This window comes from Streptomyces spongiae, assembly GCF_009377185.1.
GTDB classification, from domain to species: domain Bacteria; phylum Actinomycetota; class Actinomycetes; order Streptomycetales; family Streptomycetaceae; genus Streptomyces; species Streptomyces spongiae.
Map to the genome: position 1 here is coordinate 1 of NZ_VJZC01000066.1, position 20,834 is coordinate 20,834.

A 20,834-nucleotide genomic window follows, 5' to 3' on the forward strand; every position below is an offset into this window, starting at 1 on the left:
GGTCATGCGTCGTGCTGCGCGGCTGTCGGACGCCTGATGTGCGTCTGAAGTGCGCTCGGTGCGCGGAATGCGCAGGTGGCGTCGCCGTCCGTGGGTGACAGGCGTCGGCGCCACCGGAACGCTCGCATGACTGCGCGAATCACGCAAGGGCTCTCGCGCACTTCGCGCACTGTGTGTCATGATCCGAGCCGGGTCGCCCCATGCCGGGCACTCCCAAGGAGGTTCGATCGTGTGACTTCGCCGCTCTCACACCTGTCTGTGCCTATTTCTGCACCCCCGCTGCCCGAGGCCCGCAGCGCCGCGAGGGCCGCCGCGCTGCCCCTGCCCGCCCGGTTGCGCAGATCGCGCAACTCGCCGCGCTCGGCGTGCGCCACGTGACGCTGGATCCGGACAGAACACAGCCGACTCAGCCGCGCCCGGCCCAGCGCCGGATGTGACCAGCCCCTACCGGCCCCTGGCCAAGGAGTTACCCCCATGACCACCACCCCGCTTCCCCTCATCGCCGTCACCATGGGCGACGGCGCCGGTATCGGTCCCGAGGTCGTCGTCGCCGCGCTGCTCGACGACGCCGTGCTGACCCGCTGCCGCCCCGTCGTCATCGGCGACGCGCACCGCCTGCGCGAAGCTGCTCGGCTTCTCCGCCTGGAGCAGTGCGAGGTCGCCGTCGTCGAGCACCCGCGCGACGCCGAGTTCACGCCCGGGCGCGTCAACGTCGTCGACCTCGCACTGCTCCCCGCCGACCTGCCCTGGGGCAAGCTGTCACCCGCCGCGGGGAACGCCGCGTACGAGTACATCAAGCGCGCCGCCGAACTCGCCGTCGCCGGCGAGGTGCACGGCATCTGCACCGCGCCCCTCAACAAGGAGGCCCTGCACGCGGCGGGCCACCTCTACCCGGGCCACACCGAACTCCTCGCCCACCTCACCGGCACCGACGAGGTCTCGATGATGCTGTCGACGGAGAAGGTCAAGGTCATTCACGTCACCACTCACATCGGTCTGATCGACGCCGTGCATCGCATCGAACCGGGCCTCGTCGAGCGCACCGTCCGCCGCGGCCACGAGGCGATGGTCCGCGCGGGCACGCCGAACCCCGTCATCGGCGTCTGCGGCATCAACCCGCACGCGGGCGAGAACGGTCTGTTCGGCTACGGTGAGGAGGAGGACAAGATCGTCCCCGCCCTGGAGAAGCTGCGTGCCGCGGGTGTCGACGCCCGCGGCCCACTCCCCGCGGACACGGCCTTCTTCCTCGCCGCGCGTGGCGACTACGACCTGATCGTGGCGATGTACCACGACCAGGGCCACGGCCCGGTCAAGGTTCTCGGCATCGAGGCGGGCGTCAACCTCACCGTCGGACTACCGGTCATCCGTACCTCCGTGGACCACGGCACCGCCTTCGACATCGCGGGGAGCGGCACCGCGGAGGCCGGCAGCATGGTCGAGGCGTTGCGCCAGGCGGCCGAGCTGGCTACCGCGCCGGCAGCCCCGGTGACCTGAGCCGTCCCCGAGATCCGCGGCGAGGCCGAGCGTGGGTCGTTGACGGGAAGGGAGTGGGCACGCTGGATAGGGTCTTGGCACCTTGACTGATCATCAGGAGTGCTGCCGTGCGACCCAGAGAGACGTCATCCACGCCGGGCGACCTCGGTTGGAACCGTCAGACAGCGACGCTGGCACTCCTGTCCTTCGCCATGCTGATCGTTTCGCTCGACCAGTACATCGTGGTCGTGGCACTCCCCGACATCGCACGCGACCTGGGGTATTCCGCGCAGACGCTCCAGTCGGTCATCAGCGCCTATGCCGTGACCTCGGCCGGCTTCCTCCTGTTCGGCGGGCGTGCGGCCGATCTGCTGGGACGACGCCGCATCCTGGCCACCGGCCTGGCACTCTACGCCGGGACGGCGTTGGCGGGAGGACTCGCGACCGGCCCCGAAATGCTCCTCGCCGCCCGCGCGTTCCAAGGTCTCGGCGGGGCGCTCGTCTTCCCCACCACCCTGGCACTCATCAACACCACTTTCGTCGAAGGCCGTGCCCGCAACCGCGCACTGGGAGTCTGGGGAGGGGCAGGCGCGGCGGGACTCGTCATCGGTGTGCTGCTCGGCGGTCTTCTGACGCGGGTGTTCGGCTGGGAAGCGGTCTTCCTCGTCAACGTCGCCCTGGCCGGCCCCGCGCTGTTGCTTGCCTTCGTAGTGATCCCCCGCGACGGTGAACGCGAAAAAGGCCGCACGTTCGACCTACCTGGTGCGCTCAGCGTCACTCTCGGTGTCACACTCATCGTGTTGGCCCTCGTGCAAGGCCCCGGATGGGGCTGGCTCTCTCCGGGCATCCTGGTCAGCGCGGCGGCGGGCCTCCTGCTGATGGGAGCTTTCGTCATCATCGAGCGGCGCAGCCACGACCCGCTGATGCCACCCCGGCTGCTCTCCAACCCCAACCTTGTCACCGGCACCGTCATCGCGTTCATGTTCATGGCGACCTTCGGCTCCGTGCTCTACTTCCTGTCCCTCTACTTCCAGGAGATCCTGGGCTACGACGCCTTGCAGACCGGCGTCGGTTTCCTCATCCCCACGGCAGTGGTGGTGGCCGGCTCGACGACCGCGGGCCAGCTCGTGACGCGGTTCGGTCTCAGACGCACATTGGCCGCGGCCCTCGCTGTCGGTGCGCTCGGCGCGGTCGCACTCGGCCTCGCGATCTCGCCGAACGGCACCTACATCGAACTCATCCCCGGCCTCGTGGCGCTCAGCATCGGCGACGGCGTGCTGTTCACCACCATGTTCATCGCCGCCGGCACGGGAATCTCCGACCGGCAACAAGGCATCGCCTCGGGCATCGTCTCCACCGGCTCAGGCGCGGGCGCCGCTGTCGGCCTTGCCGTCCTCGTCCTGGTGGCGACGGCCGGCCTCGACGGACTCTCCGGTGAACAGCTTCGCATCGCCACAGCCGACGGAATCAGCATCACTCTCTTCGTCGTGGCAGGCGGAATCGCGCTGACCTTCCTCGTCGCCGTGAGCCGGTGCCCGACACGGCCCGGACCGGAACCCGCCCCCGTGCCGTACCAGACCCGTCGCTGCTGACAGCGTCCAGGACCTGCCCGCTGATCCCAGCGGCGCCGGGGTCCCGTCCCCCGCGTCAGGCCGACGGGTTGAGGGAACGGCAGGAGTCGATGAACCCGATCAGCTCATCGACACGTGCGCTCCATCCGGAAGTTGGCGATCACATCCCTGACGGGGTCGACCACCGCGTCGCCGTAGACGCGCAGGTACTGTGCGACGACGTCGGCCATGAACGTGAAGTGGCGGGCCTCGTCCCGGCTCAGACGCGCCAGCACCTGGACGAGTACCGGGTCGCTCACCACCGCACGCAGCTGCTGGTAGTAGATCTGGGTGGCCTTCTCCTGCACGAGCGCGTACGAGAAGAACTGCACGGGGTGGTCGTAGGGCAGCTCGAACGGTGCTTGCCCCGGCGCGATCAACCGCGCGCGCACCGAACTCGCGTCGCCCGGAGTGGGCCCCTGGCGCGCATATCGACGTACTCGCCCCGGACAGCGACCCCGAAACGGTCCGTCAGTATTCATTCTGCAGGGAGCCGACCGAAACCGGACGTTACCGTATCGCGGTACTGCGCGAGGAGAACGGTCGCGGTGTATCGCGCGCTCTGCACCAGAGCATTCGGGTTGGCTCCCGGCTCATGGTGCGTGGCCCGCGCAACAACTTCCCGCTCGTCACGCGCCGCATTATCTCTTCGTCGCGGGCGGAATCGGCATCACGCCCATCCTGCCGATGCTCCGCGCGGCACAGGAGCGAGGCGTGGACTGGGCGCTGTACTACGGCGGGCGGTGGCGCGAGCGGATGGTGTTCCTCGCGGAACTCGGCGACCACGGCGAACGCGTACGGGTCCGGCCCGAGGACGAACACGGGCTGCTGCCGCTGGCAGAGATCCTCGACGCCGCGGGGCCCCGGACCGCAGTCTACGCCTGCGGTCCCGAGCCCCTGCTCGCCGCCGTCGAGCGGTTGTGGGGCGAGCGGAGCGTGGGGACGTTGCACATCGAACGGTTTCAGCCGCGCCCGCAGAAGCCCGCCGCGGTACCGGACGACGGGTTCGACGTCCGCGTCGCCAGCACGGGCAGGACGGTCCGCGTCGGTCCCGGGCAGTCCATCATGGACGCTCTCGGCTCCGTGGGCATCGAGGTTCCGGCGTCATGTCGTGAGGGAACCTGCGCCAGTTGTGAGACCACGGTGCTCGACGGCGAGGTGGAGCACCGTGACTCGGTGCTGTCCGACGAGGAACGCGCCACCGGCGCCACGATGATGCTCTGCGTGTCGCGGGCCACGTCCCCTCAGCTGGTGCTGGACCTCTGAATCGCGATAACGAACGTTCATGGACCGGTTACCCGGTTCAATCACGGCCTGGTGAGGGCGTGTTCCGGGGCACACTCCGTCGTGCCGACGTGGGCCTCGATCACTCGATCCCGCGTGGAGCGGAAAGCAGCGGGGAATCGAGCAGATCGGATTTGTGCATGCAGCTCACCATTCTTGGGTGCCGGGGTGGAGTTCCGGCGGACGGACAGCCGAGTTCCGGCTATCTGGTGGAAACCGCCGGCGCGCGCCTACTGATCGACTGCGGGCCGGGCATCGCCGTCGCGTTGAGTGCCGTCGCACCGCCGTCTTCCCTGGACGCGGTGGTGATCAGCCATTTCCACTCCGACCACTGCTACGACCTGCTTCCGATCGGAAAGTCGTTGCTGAACGGCCTGGTCGAGGTGCAGGGCGGTCCGCCGCGCCGTGAGGGGGAATTCCGGCCCGTACCGCTGTATGTGCCCTCGGGCGCGCGGGAGTTGTTCGCGAAGTGGGGCTCGCTTTTTCCGGTGACCACGCTGCCGCTGCTGGACCAGGCATTCGAGGTCGCGTTCGACGTCCAGGAATACACTCCCGGGGCGAGTTTCCAGGCAGGTGACTGCACCATCGAGCCACGGGCGCTCCGGCACGTCCTGCCGAACTGCGGGATGCGGGTGGAGGCCCCGTGCGGATCCCTGGCCTACACCGGGGACACGGGCATCACCCCGGACCTGGTCGAGTTGGCCTCCGGGGCGGACCTCCTGCTCGCCGAGGCGACGCTCTCCGAGACGGACCGCAGTGACCACGGGCGCCTCTCCGGCACTGACGCGGGCCGGATCGCGAGCGCCGCGGGCGTGAGCGAGCTGGTGCTCACCCACTTCGCGTCCAGCGAGCCGGAATGGCTCTCCCACTTGTCCAAGACCGCCGCGAAGGAGTTCGCCGGGCCCGTTCACCTGGGGTCCCCCGGGATGAAGGTGGAGGTGGGGCGGGGTAGGTGACACGGCCCGGCCGCGCCCCAAGTGTGCCTTTCTGTGCCTCACAGAATTTTCTTAGGTTAGGCTAACCTGTGTGGCGTGCATGCAGGTGAAGAGACCTCGGGGGCGGTGGATCCGCACGGTCATGAACTGTCGGCCACGGGAGTCACCGTGGCGTACGAAGGCGTCGACGTCGTACATGACGCGTCGTTGACCTTGCGACCGGGCGACGTGACGGTGTTGGTGGGTCCGAACGGCAGCGGGAAGTCGACACTCCTGCGGACGATCGCGCGGCTGCAGAGGCCCAGGACCGCCACACTCGTCATCGACGACACCGACGGCCTCGCGCTGACTCCCCGTGAGTTCTCGCGCCGGGTGGCTCTGCTGACCCAGGGACGCCCCACGCCCAGTGGGCTGACCGTGCGGGACGTCGTCGAGTTCGGACGGTACCCGTACCGGGGCCGCTGGGGCAGGGCGGACCCGGACGGACGGGCCGCGGTGGACCGTGCGCTGGCCATGACCGGCGTCACGGAACTCGCCGAGCGCGGCGCCGAGCACCTGTCCGGGGGACAGCTCCAGCGGGTGTGGCTCGCGGGCTGTCTCGCGCAGGAGACCGGCGTGCTGCTCCTCGACGAGCCGACGACCTATCTCGACCTGCGCTACCAGGTCGAACTCCTGGACCTCATCCGCGACTTGGCCGACGACCACGGGATCGCCGTCGGCGCCGTCCTGCACGACCTGGACCAGGCCGCGGCGCTCGCCGACCGGATCGTGCTGTTGCACGAGGGGCGGATCGTCGCGGACGGCCTGCCCGAAGACGTACTGACCGCTCAGCGGCTGACCGACATCTACGGCATCCGCATCGAAGTCGGCACCGACCCGCTCACGGGCCGGCTGTGCACCCGCGCGATCGGCCGCCATCACACGCGAAGCGAAAGGCTCAGCACACCCTCATGAGACGCCTGATGATGACCGCGGCGGTCGCCACCGCCGCGGCGCTCGCCCTGACCGCCTGCGGTACGACCGAGCCCGCCGCCGACAGCGACGACGCGAAGCAGACGAACGAGGCGATCACCCTCACCGACGCCTCCGGCAAGAAGGTCGAACTCGACGGGCCGGCCAAGAAGGTCGTCGGCACCGAGTGGCACGAGGTCGAGCTCCTGATATCGCTGGGCGTCGACCCGGTCGGCGTCGCCGACATCAAGGGCTACAAGACCTGGGACCAGTCGGTCCCCCCGAAGAACGAGCCCAAGGACATCGGCACCCGCGGCGAGCCCAGCATGGACACCATCGCCGCCCTGTCCCCGGACCTCATCGTCGCCAGCACCGACCTGCCCCCGGCCGCCGTGAAGCAGCTGCGCGAGGTCGCCCCGGTCCTGGAGGTACGCTCCGCCAACGCCTCCGACCCGATCGGGCAGATGACGAAGAACCTCGACCTCATCGCCCGGGCCACCGGCACCACCACGCAGGCCGACAAGCTCAAGAAGGACTTCGACACGAGGCTCGCCGAGGGCAGGAAGGCCCTCGCGGACGCCGGGCTCGACGGCGCGCAGTACGCCTTCGCCGACGGCTACGACATCTCCAACCAGGTCTCGATCCGGCCGTTCACCAGCGGCTCGCTCATCGGCGCCGTCAACGAGAAGCTCGGCCTGAAGAACGCCTGGACCGTCAAGGGCGACAAGGACTACGGGCTCGGCACCACCGACGTCGAGGGTCTCACCAAGCTCGGCGACGACGTGCGGTTCGCCTACATCGCCAACGACGGGGACAAGAGCAGCACGCCGTTCACCGCCAAGGGCGCCCTGTCCAAGGACAAGGTGTGGACCTCGCTGCCGTTCGTGAAGAAGGGCAACGTCCACCGACTGCCCGACGGCATCTGGATGTTCGGCGGTCCCCAGTCGATGGAGGCGTACGTCGACTCCGTCGTCTCCGAGCTGACCAAGTAGCGCCGTGGCCGTCACCGCGACACCCCCCGTCACCCGTACGCCCGCGGAGACCACGTCCCGGACGGGCGCGGCCGCGGTGACGGCCGCTCTGGTCCTCCTGGTCGCGGCCCTCGCGGTCGTCGACATCACGCAGGGCACCGCCGCCGTCGGAGCCGGTGAGGTGTGGAAGGCGCTCACCGGCCGGGCCGACCCGTCCGACGCGTCCGTCGTCATCGCCTCCCGGCTGCCGAGGGCGACCGCCGGCCTCCTCGTCGGGGCCGTCCTCGGCATGGCGGGCACCGCCCTCCAGGCGGTCAGCCGCAATGTGCTCGCCTCACCCGACACCCTCGCCGTGAACGCGGGCTCCTACCTGGCACTCGGACTGGTCGCCGTCACCGGTGCCTCGCTGCCGCTGCTCGCCTCCTCCGGTGTCGCGTTCGTCGGGAGCCTCGCGTCGGCGGCCGTCGTCCTCGGACTGTCGGGCCTGGGCGCGGGCACCGTCCGGCTCGTCCTCGCCGGCACCGCCCTCGCCCTCGGCCTCACCGCCGTCACCGAGGGCCTGCTCCTGCTCTTCCCCCACGAGACCCAGGGCCTCTACCAGTGGAACCAGGGCAGCATCTCCCAGAGCGGCTTCGACGGCGTGCTCCAGATCGCGCCCATCGGCCTCGCCGGTCTGCTCGGGCTGCTGCTGGTCGCCCGCCGGGTCGACGCCCTGGCCCTCGGCGACGACGCCGCCCGCGGCCTCGGCGTCCCGGTCCGTGCCACCCGCGTCACGGCGGTCGTGCTCGCCTCGCTGCTGTCCGCGACGGCCGTCACCCTCGCCGGACCGATCGGCTTCGTCGGCCTGTGCGCCCCCGCCCTCGTCCGCCCCCTCGCCCGCAGGTTCCGCGCCTTCACCCGGTCGCGGACGCGGCTTCCCGTCGCGGGGCTGACCGGCGCGGCACTGGTGCTCGGCTCGGACGTGCTGCTGCGGGCCCTCGTGCCGGCCGACCTGGCGGTCGCCGTGCCGACGGGCGTCGTCACCAGCCTCGTCGGCGCGGTGTTCCTGGTCGTCATGGCCACGCGGCTGAAGGACACGGCCGCGGCCGCCGCGCCCGACCGGCTGCGCATCAGAAGCCGCGCCGTGTTCCTCACCACCACGGCCGTACTGGTCGCGGTGGTCGTCGGTGTGACGATCGCCGCCGTGCTGCTCGGCGACAGCAAGCTGCTGCTGGGCGATGTCGTGAACTGGGCGCAGGGCAGGGCGGGTCGGACCGTCTCCTTCGTCCTCGACACCCGGGTGCCCCGGGTCCTCGCCGCGCTCCTCGCGGGCGCGGCGCTCGCCCTGGCCGGAACGCTCGTCCAGGCGGTGACCCGCAATCCGCTCGCGGAGCCCGGCGTCCTGGGTGTCTCGGGCGGAGCCGCGCTCGGTGCGGTTCTCCTGGTGACCAGCGTGCCCCTGGCCGGATCGTGGGGCGTGGCAGGGGCGGCCTTCGTGGGCGCCGCGGTCAGTTCGGTCATCGTCTTCGGACTCGCCGCGCGCGGCGGGTTCCAGCAGAACCGGCTCGTCCTGGTCGGCATCGGTGTCGCCACCGGATCCACGGCCCTGATCAGCCTGCTCATCGTCCTCACCGACCCGTTCAACGCGACCAAGGCCCTCACCTGGCTGTCCGGCTCCACCTACGGGCGGACCATGCCCGACATCGCCCCGCTCGCGGCCGTCCTCGCCCTGGGCGTGACCGTCGCCGTCCTGCGGCGCACCGAACTCGACCTCGTCTCGCTGGCCGAGGACACCCCCAGGCTCCTCGGCCTCGACCTGGCGCGAGGGCGGCTCGGCTTCCTCGTCCTGAGCGTGCTGCTCAGCGCCACCGCCGTGGCCGCCGCGGGCACGATCGGCTTCGTAGGACTCGTGGCCCCGCACGCGGCCCGAGCCCTGGCGGGCCGGCGGCACGTCAGGGTCGTCCCGGTCTCGGTGCTGCTGGGTGCCGCACTGGTCTGCACCGCGGACCTGCTGGGCCGCACCGTGATCGCGCCGGCCCAGCTCGGCGCCGGAATGATGACGGCGGTGATCGGCACGCCGTACTTCCTCCATCTGCTCGTGCGCAGCCGCCGGTAGCACGGATACGGCACCACAAGCCGCGGCGGCCACTCAGCCGGTGCCGCACACCGGGAGTGTCGGGCGGCCGTCGCCGTTCAGGGCTTCGAGACCTCGCAGCTGTTCCTCCAGTTCGCCGGGCTTGACGAGGAAGTGCAGGACCGCCCGATGGAAGGCGTCGCGCAGGGCCGGGGGCATGGTGTCCGAGGCGTCCCAGCACAGTCGCTGCTCCGAGCCGCGCAGGATCGAGCCGATCTTCCGCTTCAGCGGGTCCTCGTGACGGTCCGGCGCGGTGGCCTTCTTGTTGACCGTGAAGTCCGGCAGCCCGGTATCGGGGTCGGCCAGGAAGCGGATCAGCTTCTTTGCCTCGTCGGTCGCGTTCAGCATGGCCGCGAGGTCGCCGGAGACCTCCCAGTGGTCGGAGGCCGTTCGAGCGTCGGGGACCACCTCGGAGGAGTGGACGAAGTCACCTGCGACAGGCTTCCACTGGGTGTCGCGGAACGACCCCAGGTGCTCCAGGCTCTCACGAGGGCAGTCCTGGCCGAAGTTGTCCTTCAGCACGCGGTCGACGCGGGTCCTGTCGCCCGCGCCCACCATGTCGCCCCAGGTCTTCCATGCCTTCCGTACCCGGGCGTCGGTCCAGTCGAGGTCGCCCGTCGCCCACTTCTCGTACACCTGCGGGCCGGCCTGCTGCAGCAGGATGTCCTCCACCCAGTCGGTGCCCGGCCAGCCGGAGGTCGCGCCGGACTCCATGGCCAGACACCACCGGTCGGGTTCGCCGGCGGTCCTGGTGATCTGGTCCTTCGACAGGTTCCCCGCGTGCCACACCATGCTCTTCAGGCCGGTCTTGACGGGCAGCCAGTACGTGCGCTTCCGGCCGTCCTCGCCCGCCACCTTCGGCATCCAGACACGGTCGTAGGCGCCCGCCTCGAACAGGCCGTCCAGCGGCTCCAGTCTGCCGTCGGCCGCGTAGGCCGTCAGTTCGCCGGGCCCGGGCAGCACGGCCACGTCGGGTTGCGTACCGGCCGCGAGATCGGCGGCCAGCACCTGGCTCAGAGCGGAGCTTCCCTGGTAGACGACATCGATGCGGTACTCCTCCTCGAACCGTTTCATGGCCCGCTCGAACTGCTCCTTCTCACCGCCGCTCCAGTTGGCGAGCACGGTGACCGATCCCGTCCAGCCGCGCGCCCAGCTCACTCCCGCGACCACCCCCGCCGCGAGCAGGACCAGACAGACGCAGACGATGCCGAGCGTCCGAGGACGTGGGCGCCTCATCGCGGCACCCTGAACCGGTACTCGGAGATGCGGGGCCACAGCCCCACCAACGTCAACGCCATCAGCAACACCCCTCCGACGAGCACCCATTCGGACAGCGACGCCCAGAAACCGGCATCCGCCATGTACCGCTCCACGTCCGCACCGGTCTCGGGGATCTCGTCCGCGGACCGGGTCGCGCGCAACTCGGCGAGGGAGTCGCCCATCGCCGTGTGCGCCCGCACGGTGAACCAACCGAGGATCGCCACCCCGCTCGCGCACAGGACGGTGGCGGCGAGCAGCGGCGGATGCACGGCGCTGCGGAAGCGGTGCCGCGCGAACCACTGCGCCTCCACCAGCGCCGCGCACATCACGAGGCACAGCACCAGGACCGCGCCCCAGCCCAGCCGCAGCGGCCAGGGGAAGGACGCCTGCTCCCGGGCGACCTCCAGCTGATCGTTCCGCAGGTCGTCGAGGCGGTCGACGATGTCGCTCTGACCCTGTTCCGCGTAGTACAGATAGGCCCCGCGCAGCGACGCGTCCGTCTCCTGGCCCGCCCGCTCCACCCAGGCCGAGTAGACGGTGATCAACCCGGTGACCGTCTGCAGGGTATGACGGTCCGCCAGGCCGGTGACGTTCTCCGAAGCCGCGACCGCGATGCTCTGATGGGCGACCGATATCTGCGTGTGGAAGTCACCGGTCGCGTCACCCCCCGGCCCGCTCCCGTCGACGGCCGCGTGCGCCTGCCGCAGCGCGTTCTTCGCGCTGTCCACGGCCAGGATCCCCGGGGTGCTCGACGACGCCAGCGGCACGGTGTCGTCGTGCACACCTCGGTAGGCGCCGAACAGGACGAGGGTGGTGGCGGCCCCGAGGGCCAGCAGCAGCCAGAGCCTGCGGGCCAGGTCCCGCCCGGTGGTGCTCACGGCTGCTCCTGGAGGCCGTGAGCGCACAGCGGACAGAAGCGTGCCGCCGCGGGCACCTTCCCGTCGCAGGCCGGGCACCGCACCGTGGCCGCGACCGGTCCGCCGGCGACCATGCCGTCGGCGGAGCCCGACTCGGGCCCGTACGTACTGTGGCTGCTGGCGGCGATCAGATGCTCGAAGTCGACGGCCGCCACGCCGGGCCGGAGCCTGACCCTCCCCGCTTCGGCGTCGACGACCTCCACGAGCTGTTCCAGTCGGCCGAGTGCCTGGTCGGCGCCGATGGCGTGGGCGAGCTGTACGGCCCTGCCCAGGTGGTGTCGCGCCAGGTCACGGTCACCGCCCCGGTGGGCGTCGGTGGCGGCCGCGACGGCCTCGCCGAGCCTCTGGTGCTGCTCGAAGTGCTCGACCTGGATGTCGCTGTGCTCGGACAGCGCCACATCATCGGTCCAGTGCACCACGCACGGCTGGGCCGGTGTCAGTTCCACGCCGTCGCCGCCGGGCACGTCGAGGGACACCACCGCGAGCTGCAGATCCTCCCCGCGGGGCCGCCCGGTGGGATCGGCGGACAGGCACAGCTGGTAGCGCCGGGTCTCGTCGCCCCACGCACGCGTGACGAACCGCCGCCTCCCGTCGCCGCCCGTGTCGACGGGAGCGAGTTCCACCTCGGTCGGGAAGACCTGCTTGAGATAGCGCACCCCCGCCCCGGCCATGGGGGTCACCGAGATCACCAGCTCGGGAATGCTCTTCGCGAGCAGACGGTGCATCAGCTGTTCGTACTCCCGCGGAAGGGCCTCCTCCTCCTGTACGGAGGAGGTCTGGCCGTGCAACCGGCTGGTGATGCGCAGCAGTTCCCGGCCGTCCCAGCCGTCGCCGATGCCCCAGGCATCGCACACGAACCGCCCCGCGCAGGCCTCCAGGACGTCCGCCAACGGCATCAGTTCGTCGTGCTGGTTCTTGCCGTCGGTCAGCAGCAGGACGTGTCCGATGGGCGCGTCCGACTCCGTCAGCAGCCGGCGGGACAGGTCGAGCCAGCTGCCGATGCAGGTGCCGCCCCCCGCGATCTGGTCATGTACGGCCCGCTCCGCCCTCGCGCGGTGCCGGGCGCTCGCCCGGGCCATGGTCGTCGTCCGCGGATAGATCATGTCCGCCGACTGGGTGCCACGGACCACCGCGAAGGGGGTGCCGTCCGGGAGCATCCGCAGTGCTGCCACGGCCGCCTGGTGGGCCGCACGCATCTTCTCCTGCGGATACGCCATCGAACTGGAGCAGTCCACGACCAGGACCTGCGCGAGCACCGGGCCCGCGCCGCCGCCGTTCTCCGTGCCGTCGGCCTCGATGGTCAGGATGGCGTGCATCTGCGGTTCACGCGCCTCGCTGGACAGGTACTTCCACTGGCTGATGTCGAGACCGACCGAGGCGCTCCCCGCCGCCCTGCCGCCCGCCGCGTGCATGCCGTTCGTGTCTCTGTTCACGGATGCGCCTGTGTTCACGGTGTCCGTGCTCCTCGCCCTCGTCAGCGGGCCGCCGGCCCACCCGTCGGCCTCTTCACGGCCCGTGGGCGTCCCACCCGCGGGCCACAACCCTTCATGCCGTCCTCCGCCACCCCTGCAGCAGCTCCCGCAGGCCGACAGCCTGGGGGAGGACCGCGTACGCCCGGTCGAGCAGATCACCGCGTTCGCCGGCGCTGCCCGCCTGGTCCGCGAGTCGCTTCAGTGAGCGGGACAGCAGTGCGCTCAGTGCCCTCGGTGTGTCCGCCGGCCCGAAGCGCTCACCGGCCGGGAAACGCGGCCCCCACCCGTCGGTCGGACGGCAGGCGAAGGCGTTCTCGCGGACCTCGGTGACCAGCCGGTCCCATGCCCCGCTGCCGACCAGGTGCTGCGCGGGCTTCCCGAGCCGCGCGAGCCGCCGGTCCACTTCGCCCAACTGGTCCGCCGTGGGCCCGGAACCGGCCAGCCTGCCGGTGAGCACCCGGATCGCCGCGATGCGCGAGGCGTCGTAGTGCCGTGAGGTCGTCGGTACCTCGTCGAGCACCTTGACGGCCCGTTCCCGGTCGCCCCGGCGCAAATTGAGCCGGGCGAGACCGAAGGCCGCGCTGCCCTGGGTGCGGTCCCGCCGCCAGACGGCCTCGTAGTAGGCCTCGGTCTGATGCTCCGCGGCAAAGAGGTACTCGGCGCAGAAACCGAGGGCCAGCTTGGGCGCCGACTCCCCGGGCAGCGCGGCGTAGGCGGCGGCGAACTCGCCCTCCGCCTTCTGGACCTGCCCCTCCGTCAGCCAGACCAGGCCCTGGTGCCAGTAGTTCCGCCAGTCGTACGCACCGTTCCGCTCGCGGGCCCTGTCGAGCCACTGCTCGGCCTTGCCCGCGTCCCCGGCGTCGAGGTAGGCACGGCACAGCCACAACAAGGTCTCGACCGTGCTGAGGGCGGGGTCACGCGAGGCCCGCTCCGCGATGCGCTCGGGGCTGCCGGACACGAGACCGCCGAGCAGCACGGCCGCTGCGTCGTTCGGGTCGGGGATCGGCACCGGCAGGGCCCGCGCCGTGTCCGCGGGGTCCGGCGCCCGGCTGGGCAGTTCAGGCGCCTCCGCGCCGGAGCGCCTGGTCCAGTGGTCCAGTGACGGCACCGTGCCGAGCTCGGCGCCGAACACCGCCGCCGTCGGCTCGAACCGGGTGGAGCGCTCCGGGTACGGCTCGTGCCCGCTGAGTGCCTGGTGCTCGCGCAGCACCTCCCAGAGCTGACGGGACATCTCGGCAGCGGAGGTGAACCGGGCCGCCGGCTCCCGGTGGGTGGCGCGTCTGATCAGCGCGTCGAAGGAGCGAGCGGCGAGGCCGGTGGCCGGCTCGGCGCCGGCGGCGAGGGTCTCCAGGGTCCGGCCGACGGTGAAGAGGTCGGTGTCGATGTGGAAGCCGCGCTCGTCGCGTTCCTGCTTCGGCGGCGCGTAGCCCGACGTGTAGACGAGGTTGGAGGAGCGGTCGTCGGTACGCCGGATGGCTCCGAGATCGATGACCTTGATGTCGCGCCCGTAGTGGATGACGTTCTCGGGCTTCATGTCGCAGTACAGCAGGCCCTGGCCGTGCAGGTACTCCAGAGCACCGAGGATCTTGCAGCCGTAGGTGATCACATGGCCGATGCCGAAGGAGCCGCCGAAGAGGTGCGCCCGTGCCTCGTCGGAGGCACGCCGGATCCAGTCGAGTGAGCGGCCGCGCACGTACTCCATCACGATGTACCCGGTGGGTTCCGTCTCGCCGGGCGCCTGGTGCTGCACGTGGGTGACGATGCGCACGATGTCCCGGTGGTGGAGCGTGGTGAGCGAGCGGCGCTCCTCCACGGCCGACCGCCGGGCGACGGCGTCTCGGGTGTTGATCAGCCCTTTGAGGACGACGTGGAGGTCCGGCACCCGGGTGTCCTCCGCCAGGTAGACCCAGCCGAGGCCGCCCGCCGCGAGGAAGCCGAGCACCCGGTAGTGCCCGCCGACCCGGTCACCGGGGCGCAGCTTCGGCTCGAAGGAGTACTCCCGGCGGCACTGGGGGCAATAACCGTGGGCGAGGGTGGGGCCTCCGGCGTAGGCGACGCCGATGGTGCCCACGCAGTTGTCGACGCCGCAGGGGCGGCCCCCGGTGGGCGGGCCGGCGGTGGTGCTCGCGGCCTCCGAGGGATCCGGGGAGGGAACGTCCGGGAGGATCAGCAGGCCGTCGTTGTCGAGCGCGTCGGCGGCCGGCTCGGCCGGTCGGCGACGGGGCTCGCCGGGTTCGGCAGCGGGCCGCGCCGGCGCCACCCGGGCCGCGTCGGGGGGCCGCCTGTGGCAGGTGTCGCAGAAGCCGGTCACCATGATGAGGCCGCCGCCCGGGCAGTCGGGTCTCGGGCACGGCGTCGGTAAGGACGTCATGACGCGGAGGCACCTCCCTGCCCCTGTCTCGGAGGGCCCCCGCGGTCGACGCGGCGGGTGTAGGCGTCCACGGCGGCCTCGGCGGCCTTCACGTCGCACGGCCTGGCCCGCAGCAGTTCGTGTGCGCGGTGACGGAGGGCGTCCACGGTCAGGTCCTCCTCTTGTCCTCGTACGGAGTTCAGGTGCAGGACGTGGTAGCCACGCAGCCTGCCGTCCAACTCGTCCCGCCGGTCGCGGAGGTCGTCGAGCTTGGCGATGGCTCTGTTCATCCGGGCGGCCACCCGTTCGGCGAGCCGCTCGTAGCGGGCCAGGTCCGGGCGGGGGCCGGAGCCACCGGCGGCGCTCTGCGCGAGCCTGAGGGCAGCCAGTGCGGCGTGGGCTCTCATCAGGTCCGTGTCGGCGGGGCGAACGCCTTCGGCCCGCACGGCCGCCATGTGCCGGTGCAGGGCCTGCGCCAGCGGCCCGGTGATCTCCTCCAGCCGCTCGATGAGACGTGCGCGGCGTTCCCGTTCCGGTTCGGCGACCAGTTCGTAGCGGGCGCGGTGGTAGATGGCGTCCGCGGTGCGGAAGACCAGCAGCAGGCGGTTGCCCTTGGCGCGCAGCGTCTTCAGGAGGTTCAGGAGCGCCGGCGGGTCGGTGGCTTCGTCGACTCCGACGACGACCAGGGTGAGAGTGACGTCCGCGGCCCTGATCCGCTCGGCCACCGGGTCGGCAGGATGCTGCCACAGTCCCATGCGCTCGGCGATCCGCTCCCCGATCTCGGCGGAGGTGAGCCCCGCCGCGTCCACGGCCAGGTCGTGACCTCCGGCCGACGGGACGGTCCCGGGCGGATCGAGGGAGGCCCGGTCGACGGAGGCCGCGGTACGTAACTCCCGGTCGGCCAGGGTGATGGCGCGGCGCAGGGTGGCGGCCCGCACCCCGTCGCCGACGGGGACGAGGCTGATCTTCACCTGTTGTCCGTCGTCCTGGAGCCAGTCGGCGAGGCGCTGGGCGAACGGCTCGTCGAGCAGTGCCTCCGCCGCGTCCTCCCGCGTGGACCTGAGCCGGTCGTCGACGGCTGTCCGCCCCAGGGTCCATGGATCGACCTCGGGGAGGTGCCGGACGATGGTCTCGGCCGGGCTCATGAAGGAGAACACGTTCCCGTGCTGGTCCCTGATCCCGCTGAGGACCATCCCGATGACCTTGCCGGTCAGGGCGTCCACCACGCCCGAGCCGCTGCATCCCGGACTGGCGAGTTCGCCGGGGCTCGTCGGGCTCAGCTGGACCTGCCCGTCGCGTCCGCAGCCGCCGACGATGCTGGCCCGGAACCAGATGCCGCCGTTGTGGTCGTAAGGGAAGCCGTACATCTGCACCGTGCGGTTGGGTGGGGAGAGCCGGTGCAGCAGCGTCGTTTCACCAGCGGGTCTCGGATGTTCGAGTCTCAGCAGTGCCACATCGCCGCTGGGATCGCCGTCGGCGTCCCGTGTGTTCGGTACGTACGCGTCCCCGTCGACCCATGCCGCTGTCGAGGGCACCGCGAAACCTGGCGCCGCTCCGACGAACTCCGCGGCGAACCGCGCAGCCCTGTCCTCCACCACATGGGCACACGTCAGGACCCGGTCCGGGCTCAGCAGGATGCCGGCGCCCGCGATCTCCCCGTTCGCCCGCCGGATACGCACCGCCCAGCAAGGCGTCTCAAGTGACGAACCAGCATCGACTCCCCCGTCGGCCGCCATACCATAACTATACGGGCGCTGTGTCCTGACGCATACTGGGGCGACAACAGATCAACGGGCTTGCGGGGGGTGCGAGTTGACGGATGGTCCGGGGTTCGTGGGGCTGACCGAGGTGATCCGCCAGGTTCGGGGCGAACTGGAGCGGGCCCGGGACGAGGCCCAGGACCAGGCCCTCGGCTTCACCGTGGAGAACGTGAGTCTGACGTTCACGGTGCAGGTCCACCACTCCGGCACGGGCCGCGGCGGAGTGCGCATCGGCGTGGTGACGGCCGAACTCGGCGGCTCGGTGGACCGCCAGACGACCCATCAGGTGCAGATCGACCTGAAACCGGAGACGAGGTCGGGGGGACGGGTCTCGGTCAGCCGCACGAAGAAGCCGGAGGCCCCGGACACGAACGACCGGGCAGTTCCTCGTCCCGGTCGGCCAGGACCCTGACCGTGCTGTCGGCGTTGTTCACACAGGACACGAGTCCGGCTGATCAGTGCGCGGTGAGCCCGCCGTCGACCACGAGTTCCGAGCCGGTGACGAACGAGGAGTCGTCGCAGGCGAGGAAGAGCATCGCGGTCGCGATCTCGTCGGCGCGGCCGGCCCTGCGCATCGGGGTGCGTTGGATGTCCGGCTGTTGGTCACCCTGGTCGTCCAGGATTTCCTGGATCATCGGCGTGGCGATCACCCCGGGATGCACCGAGTTGACGCGCACTCCCTGCCGCGCGTACTCGACGGCGGCGGTCTTGCTCAACAGGCGCACCGCGCCCTTGGACGCCTGGTAGGCGGCGGCCGCGCCGCTTCCCACGAGCCCGAGCACCGACGACGTATTGATCACCGACGCGTTGCCGCTCGCACGCAGCAGCGGCATCGCCGCCTTCATGCCGAGCCACGTGCCTTTCTGGTTCACGTCGATGACGCGGTCCCAGGCCTCCTCCCGCGTGTCCTCGATCCCCGGCCAGTCCACGATGCCGGCGACGTTCACGAGCACGTCCAGCGTGCCGAACCGGTCGCGTACGAGGGCGATCACCTCGTCCCACTCCCGCGCTGAGGAGACGTCGAGACGGGCGCGGACAACCTCGGCGTCGTGTGCCTCGATCCGGTGGGCCAGGTCCAGCAGGGGCCCCTCGGCGACATCGGCGATCACCAGCCGGGCGCCTTCGCGGGCGAAGAGCTCGGCGGTCGCCGTGCCGATGCCGCCGGTCGCTCCAGTGATCAGCGCGACCTTGCCGTCAAGTCGTTGTGGTGCCATGAAAAGAATCCTTGCCTGTCGTCGTCATGGTGACGTCCGCTCCCGGTACAGCACGAGGTGCTCGTGGTAGAGCACGCCGTCCCGGATGTCGCCCGTCGCGGTGAACCCGGTGTCGTCGATGTAGTCCAGGTGACTTCCGGTGACGGTGTACCGGCCCGTGTACGCGCTGCGCCGCTCGCCGCGGGCCTCGTCGTAGCGGCCGTCCGCCAGGAGCTCCTGACGGATGTGCCCGTCCGCGGTCACCCACATCCCGACCACGTCGACGGTGTCGCCTCCAGCGGTCCCGGCCATGGCGCTCTCCTCTCCTCGGTTGGTGCGGCTCTGTCCTGCTCCACCGAGTCTGGGCGGGTCAGCGGCTGTCGACCAGGACGCGTGGTGCCTGGGTGCGCCACACCCAGGCAACGCACCGAGCCGCCGCCTAGCCTGAAACGCATGGACGACAACCACCTGGGAGAGTTCCTGCGCGCACGCCGAGCCGGTCTGCAGCCGGAGGAGGTCGGCATGGCGAGCTACGGGGCCCGCAGAGTCGCCGGACTGCGCCGCGAGGAGGTCGCCGTCCTGGCCGGGGTGAACGCCGACTACTACACGCGCCTGGAACAGGGACGCGAGCGCAACCCCTCACCGCAGGTACTCGACGCCCTCAGCCACGCTCTGCTCCTCGATGCGGATGCCCGATCACACCTGTACCGGCTGGCCGGGGCCACCCCGAGCGACCGGCTCACCACCCCCGTGGCCCAGCAGGTCAGCCCGGCGCTGCGCCAGTTGATGGACGGTTACCCGAACACCCCGGCGTTCGTCCTCGGCCGGACCCTCGACATCCTGGCTGCCAACGCCCTGGCCGATGCCCTCTACGCCCCGTTCGAGTCGGCGGACAACCTGGCCCGCATGACCTTCGTCGATCCCGCGGGGCGACACTTCTACACCGACTGGGACCGGGCAGCCCAGGCCACCGTCGCCAACCTGCGGCAGGCAGCCGGATTCGACCCGGACGACCCACGGCTGCGCGACGTCGTCCGCACCCTCACCGAGCACAGCGCCGAATTCACCCGCCTCTGGAACGCCCAGAGCGTGCGCGGCAAGACTCAGGACGCCAAGCACCTCCTCCACCCCGACGTGGGCCCGCTCACCCTCACCTACCAGGCCTTCGACGTACGCGACGCCCCCGGTCAGCAACTCGTCATCTACCACGCCGAACCGGGCAGTCCCAGCGCCCAGGCACTCAACCTCCTCGGTTCCCTCCACGCCACCCGGCATCACGTGAACCCCATGTGAGGGGCGCCGCGAGCAGCGCGGAAGCGCTGATGGCGTTGAGTGCCGTGGTAAGTCCCAGGACTGTGACGAGGGCTGGTGCGCAGAGTGCGCCGATGACGGAGGCGAGGGAGTCCATGGTGAAGAACAGGGCGCTGACGCGGCTGAGCATGTGAGATGGAGTGCTGCGCTGGACGTGGGTCTCCACGGAGATGAGCAGAATGCTGCCGGGCAGGCCGACCAGGACCGCGGCGGCGACAGCGGTGGCCAGGTTCGGCGAGTTGAACAGGACGAAGTAGGCGGCGCCGTTGGCGAGTTGGACGGCACTCAACACGTGTCGGACGCTGAACCTGCCGAGTAGGAAGGGGCTTGCGGCGGAGCCCATGATGAAGCCCGCGCCCAGGCCCGAGACGAGGTAGCCGACGCCGTACCCAGGCGCCCGCAGGTGCCCGGTGACGAACGGAACGAGGAGCGCGGTGAGGGCCGCGTTCGCGGTCAGGAACACTCCGTTGCTGACCAGCGGGCCACGCAGCAGCGGGGCATGGGCGACGTGCGTGAGGCCGCTTCGGAGTTCGGCAGGCGTGTTCCGCTCGTCCTTGGGTGCCTTGGGCTCAGGGACGTGGTGTCCCACTCTGGCGATCAGCGCGGCCGATATGAGATAGCTGGCGATGTCGATGAGCAGCACCCAGGTGATACCGGGGCCTGCCAGCAACAGGGCACCGAGCGGAGGGGCAGCCAGGCGCAGCACGCTGCCGGAGAGGGCGTTGAGCGCGTTCGCTGCCGTGAGTTCCGGCCCGGTGCCCAGGACGGCGGGCGTCAGCGCGCGGGCAGCGGGCCGGAACACCGTGGTCGCGATGTTCTCGCCGACCACGGCCAGATACAGCAACCAGACACGGTCCGGGCTGTCCGCCGGCAGGATCAGGGCGACGGCTGCGGCGGCGGTAAGGTCGGCCAGCCACATGGCGCGGGTCAGTCTCCAGCGGTCGAGGAACACACCGGCCCATGGACCCAGGAGCAGCGCCGGAAGGGCCTCCAACGCCAGGGCGAGTCCCGTTGCGACGGGCGAGCCGGTGAGCTGGAAAACGTGGACGGGCACGGCGATGACGAGCAGCCACGAGCCGAGTCCGGACACGGTGCCGCTGGTCCACAGGAGACGAAAACCCCTGTTCCTCAGTACAGACGTGTTCACGCCGAGCAATGTATTCCTGTAGAATACTTGTCGGCAATAGTTTCTTGATGGAATAGCGTGCGAGGTTGGGGTGGACAAGGTTCAACT

General features: G+C 70.7%; 18 protein-coding genes and 1 pseudogene. 10 read left to right on the forward strand and 9 right to left on the reverse strand.

Annotated elements, in window-relative coordinates:
* Positions 1 to 474 precede the first annotated feature (474 nt).
* Positions 475 to 1,494, forward strand: coding sequence for a 4-hydroxythreonine-4-phosphate dehydrogenase PdxA (pdxA, locus tag FNH08_RS12605; RefSeq protein WP_152771567.1), 1,020 nt, complete (start codon positions 475 to 477; stop codon positions 1,492 to 1,494).
* 107 nt (positions 1,495 to 1,601) lie between these two features.
* Positions 1,602 to 3,065: an MFS transporter gene (locus FNH08_RS12610; protein WP_322724345.1), complete on the forward strand. Its 1,464-nt coding sequence runs from the start codon at positions 1,602 to 1,604 to the stop codon at positions 3,063 to 3,065.
* A 104-nt stretch (positions 3,066 to 3,169) separates the two neighbouring features.
* Here FNH08_RS12610 and FNH08_RS12615 read toward each other — a convergent pair whose 3' ends face one another.
* Entirely contained in the window at positions 3,170 to 3,475 is a 306-nt protein-coding gene (locus tag FNH08_RS12615; protein ID WP_322724346.1) for an acyl-ACP desaturase, read from the reverse strand.
* On the opposite strand from FNH08_RS12615, the pseudogene FNH08_RS53505 reads away from it, so the two are divergent.
* From FNH08_RS53505 to FNH08_RS12640, 6 genes and pseudogenes are all read left to right on the forward strand, one after another.
* Positions 3,442 to 3,645: pseudogene (locus tag FNH08_RS53505) on the forward strand (hypothetical protein); the annotation flags it as partial. The gene FNH08_RS12615 and the pseudogene FNH08_RS53505 sit on opposite strands and share 34 nt — an antisense overlap.
* A gap of 125 nt (positions 3,646 to 3,770) precedes the next feature.
* Positions 3,771 to 4,349 (forward strand): flavin reductase family protein, encoded by a 579-nt coding sequence (locus FNH08_RS12620; protein ID WP_265579764.1) that lies wholly within the window; start codon positions 3,771 to 3,773, stop codon positions 4,347 to 4,349.
* A 158-nt stretch (positions 4,350 to 4,507) separates the two neighbouring features.
* The gene (locus tag FNH08_RS12625) at positions 4,508 to 5,323 is read left to right on the forward strand and encodes an MBL fold metallo-hydrolase (RefSeq protein ID WP_152771569.1); all 816 of its coding nucleotides are present in this window, start codon (positions 4,508 to 4,510) and stop codon (positions 5,321 to 5,323) included.
* A gap of 75 nt (positions 5,324 to 5,398) precedes the next feature.
* Entirely contained in the window at positions 5,399 to 6,256 is an 858-nt protein-coding gene (locus FNH08_RS12630; protein WP_322724348.1) for an ABC transporter ATP-binding protein, read from the forward strand.
* Positions 6,253 to 7,245, forward strand: coding sequence for an iron-siderophore ABC transporter substrate-binding protein (locus tag FNH08_RS12635; RefSeq protein WP_152771571.1), 993 nt, complete (start codon positions 6,253 to 6,255; stop codon positions 7,243 to 7,245). Before FNH08_RS12630 ends, FNH08_RS12635 begins: the two co-directional genes overlap by 4 nt.
* Before the next feature lie 4 nt (positions 7,246 to 7,249).
* A complete protein-coding gene (locus FNH08_RS12640; protein WP_322724350.1) occupies positions 7,250 to 9,319 on the forward strand; it encodes an iron ABC transporter permease in 2,070 nt (689 codons plus the stop codon).
* 33 nt (positions 9,320 to 9,352) lie between these two features.
* Here the strand turns inward: FNH08_RS12640 and FNH08_RS12645 are convergent, their stop codons facing one another.
* The 5 genes from FNH08_RS12645 to FNH08_RS12665 all read right to left on the reverse strand — a co-directional run bounded on the left by FNH08_RS12645 (position 9,353) and on the right by FNH08_RS12665 (position 17,072).
* Positions 9,353 to 10,573 (reverse strand): ABC transporter substrate-binding protein, encoded by a 1,221-nt coding sequence (locus tag FNH08_RS12645; protein ID WP_152771572.1) that lies wholly within the window; start codon positions 10,571 to 10,573, stop codon positions 9,353 to 9,355.
* Positions 10,570 to 11,475, reverse strand: a complete 906-nt coding sequence (locus FNH08_RS12650) for a hypothetical protein (RefSeq protein ID WP_322724352.1) — start codon at positions 11,473 to 11,475, stop codon at positions 10,570 to 10,572. Before FNH08_RS12650 ends, FNH08_RS12645 begins: the two co-directional genes overlap by 4 nt.
* Positions 11,472 to 12,947, reverse strand: coding sequence for a VWA domain-containing protein (locus tag FNH08_RS12655; protein ID WP_322724354.1), 1,476 nt, complete (start codon positions 12,945 to 12,947; stop codon positions 11,472 to 11,474). The genes FNH08_RS12650 and FNH08_RS12655 overlap by 4 nt, the downstream gene beginning before the upstream one ends.
* 112 nt (positions 12,948 to 13,059) lie before the next feature.
* Positions 13,060 to 15,357 (reverse strand): serine/threonine-protein kinase, encoded by a 2,298-nt coding sequence (locus FNH08_RS12660; protein ID WP_228034071.1) that lies wholly within the window; start codon positions 15,355 to 15,357, stop codon positions 13,060 to 13,062.
* Complete coding sequence (locus tag FNH08_RS12665; RefSeq protein ID WP_152771573.1) at positions 15,354 to 17,072, reverse strand: trypsin-like serine peptidase; 1,719 nt, start codon at positions 17,070 to 17,072, stop codon at positions 15,354 to 15,356. Before FNH08_RS12665 ends, FNH08_RS12660 begins: the two co-directional genes overlap by 4 nt.
* Before the next feature lie 76 nt (positions 17,073 to 17,148).
* Here FNH08_RS12665 and FNH08_RS12670 point away from each other — a divergent pair, with 76 nt between their 5' ends.
* Positions 17,149 to 17,508, forward strand: a complete 360-nt coding sequence (locus FNH08_RS12670; protein WP_228034072.1) for a trypco2 family protein — start codon at positions 17,149 to 17,151, stop codon at positions 17,506 to 17,508.
* A 43-nt stretch (positions 17,509 to 17,551) separates the two neighbouring features.
* Here FNH08_RS12670 and FNH08_RS12675 read toward each other — a convergent pair whose 3' ends face one another.
* Positions 17,552 to 18,310 (reverse strand): SDR family NAD(P)-dependent oxidoreductase, encoded by a 759-nt coding sequence (locus FNH08_RS12675; protein WP_152771574.1) that lies wholly within the window; start codon positions 18,308 to 18,310, stop codon positions 17,552 to 17,554.
* 24 nt (positions 18,311 to 18,334) lie between these two features.
* Entirely contained in the window at positions 18,335 to 18,601 is a 267-nt protein-coding gene (locus FNH08_RS12680; protein ID WP_152771575.1) for an Atu4866 domain-containing protein, read from the reverse strand.
* A 141-nt stretch (positions 18,602 to 18,742) separates the two neighbouring features.
* On the opposite strand from FNH08_RS12680, the gene FNH08_RS12685 reads away from it, so the two are divergent.
* Positions 18,743 to 19,582, forward strand: coding sequence for a helix-turn-helix transcriptional regulator (locus FNH08_RS12685; protein ID WP_152771576.1), 840 nt, complete (start codon positions 18,743 to 18,745; stop codon positions 19,580 to 19,582).
* Here the strand turns inward: FNH08_RS12685 and FNH08_RS12690 are convergent.
* Positions 19,530 to 20,747 carry an MFS transporter gene (locus FNH08_RS12690; protein WP_194238468.1) on the reverse strand — a complete coding sequence of 406 codons (1,218 nt, stop codon included), beginning with the start codon at positions 20,745 to 20,747 and terminating at the stop codon, positions 19,530 to 19,532. The two genes, FNH08_RS12685 and FNH08_RS12690, sit on opposite strands and share 53 nt — an antisense overlap.
* Between the last annotated feature and the right edge of the window lie 87 nt (positions 20,748 to 20,834).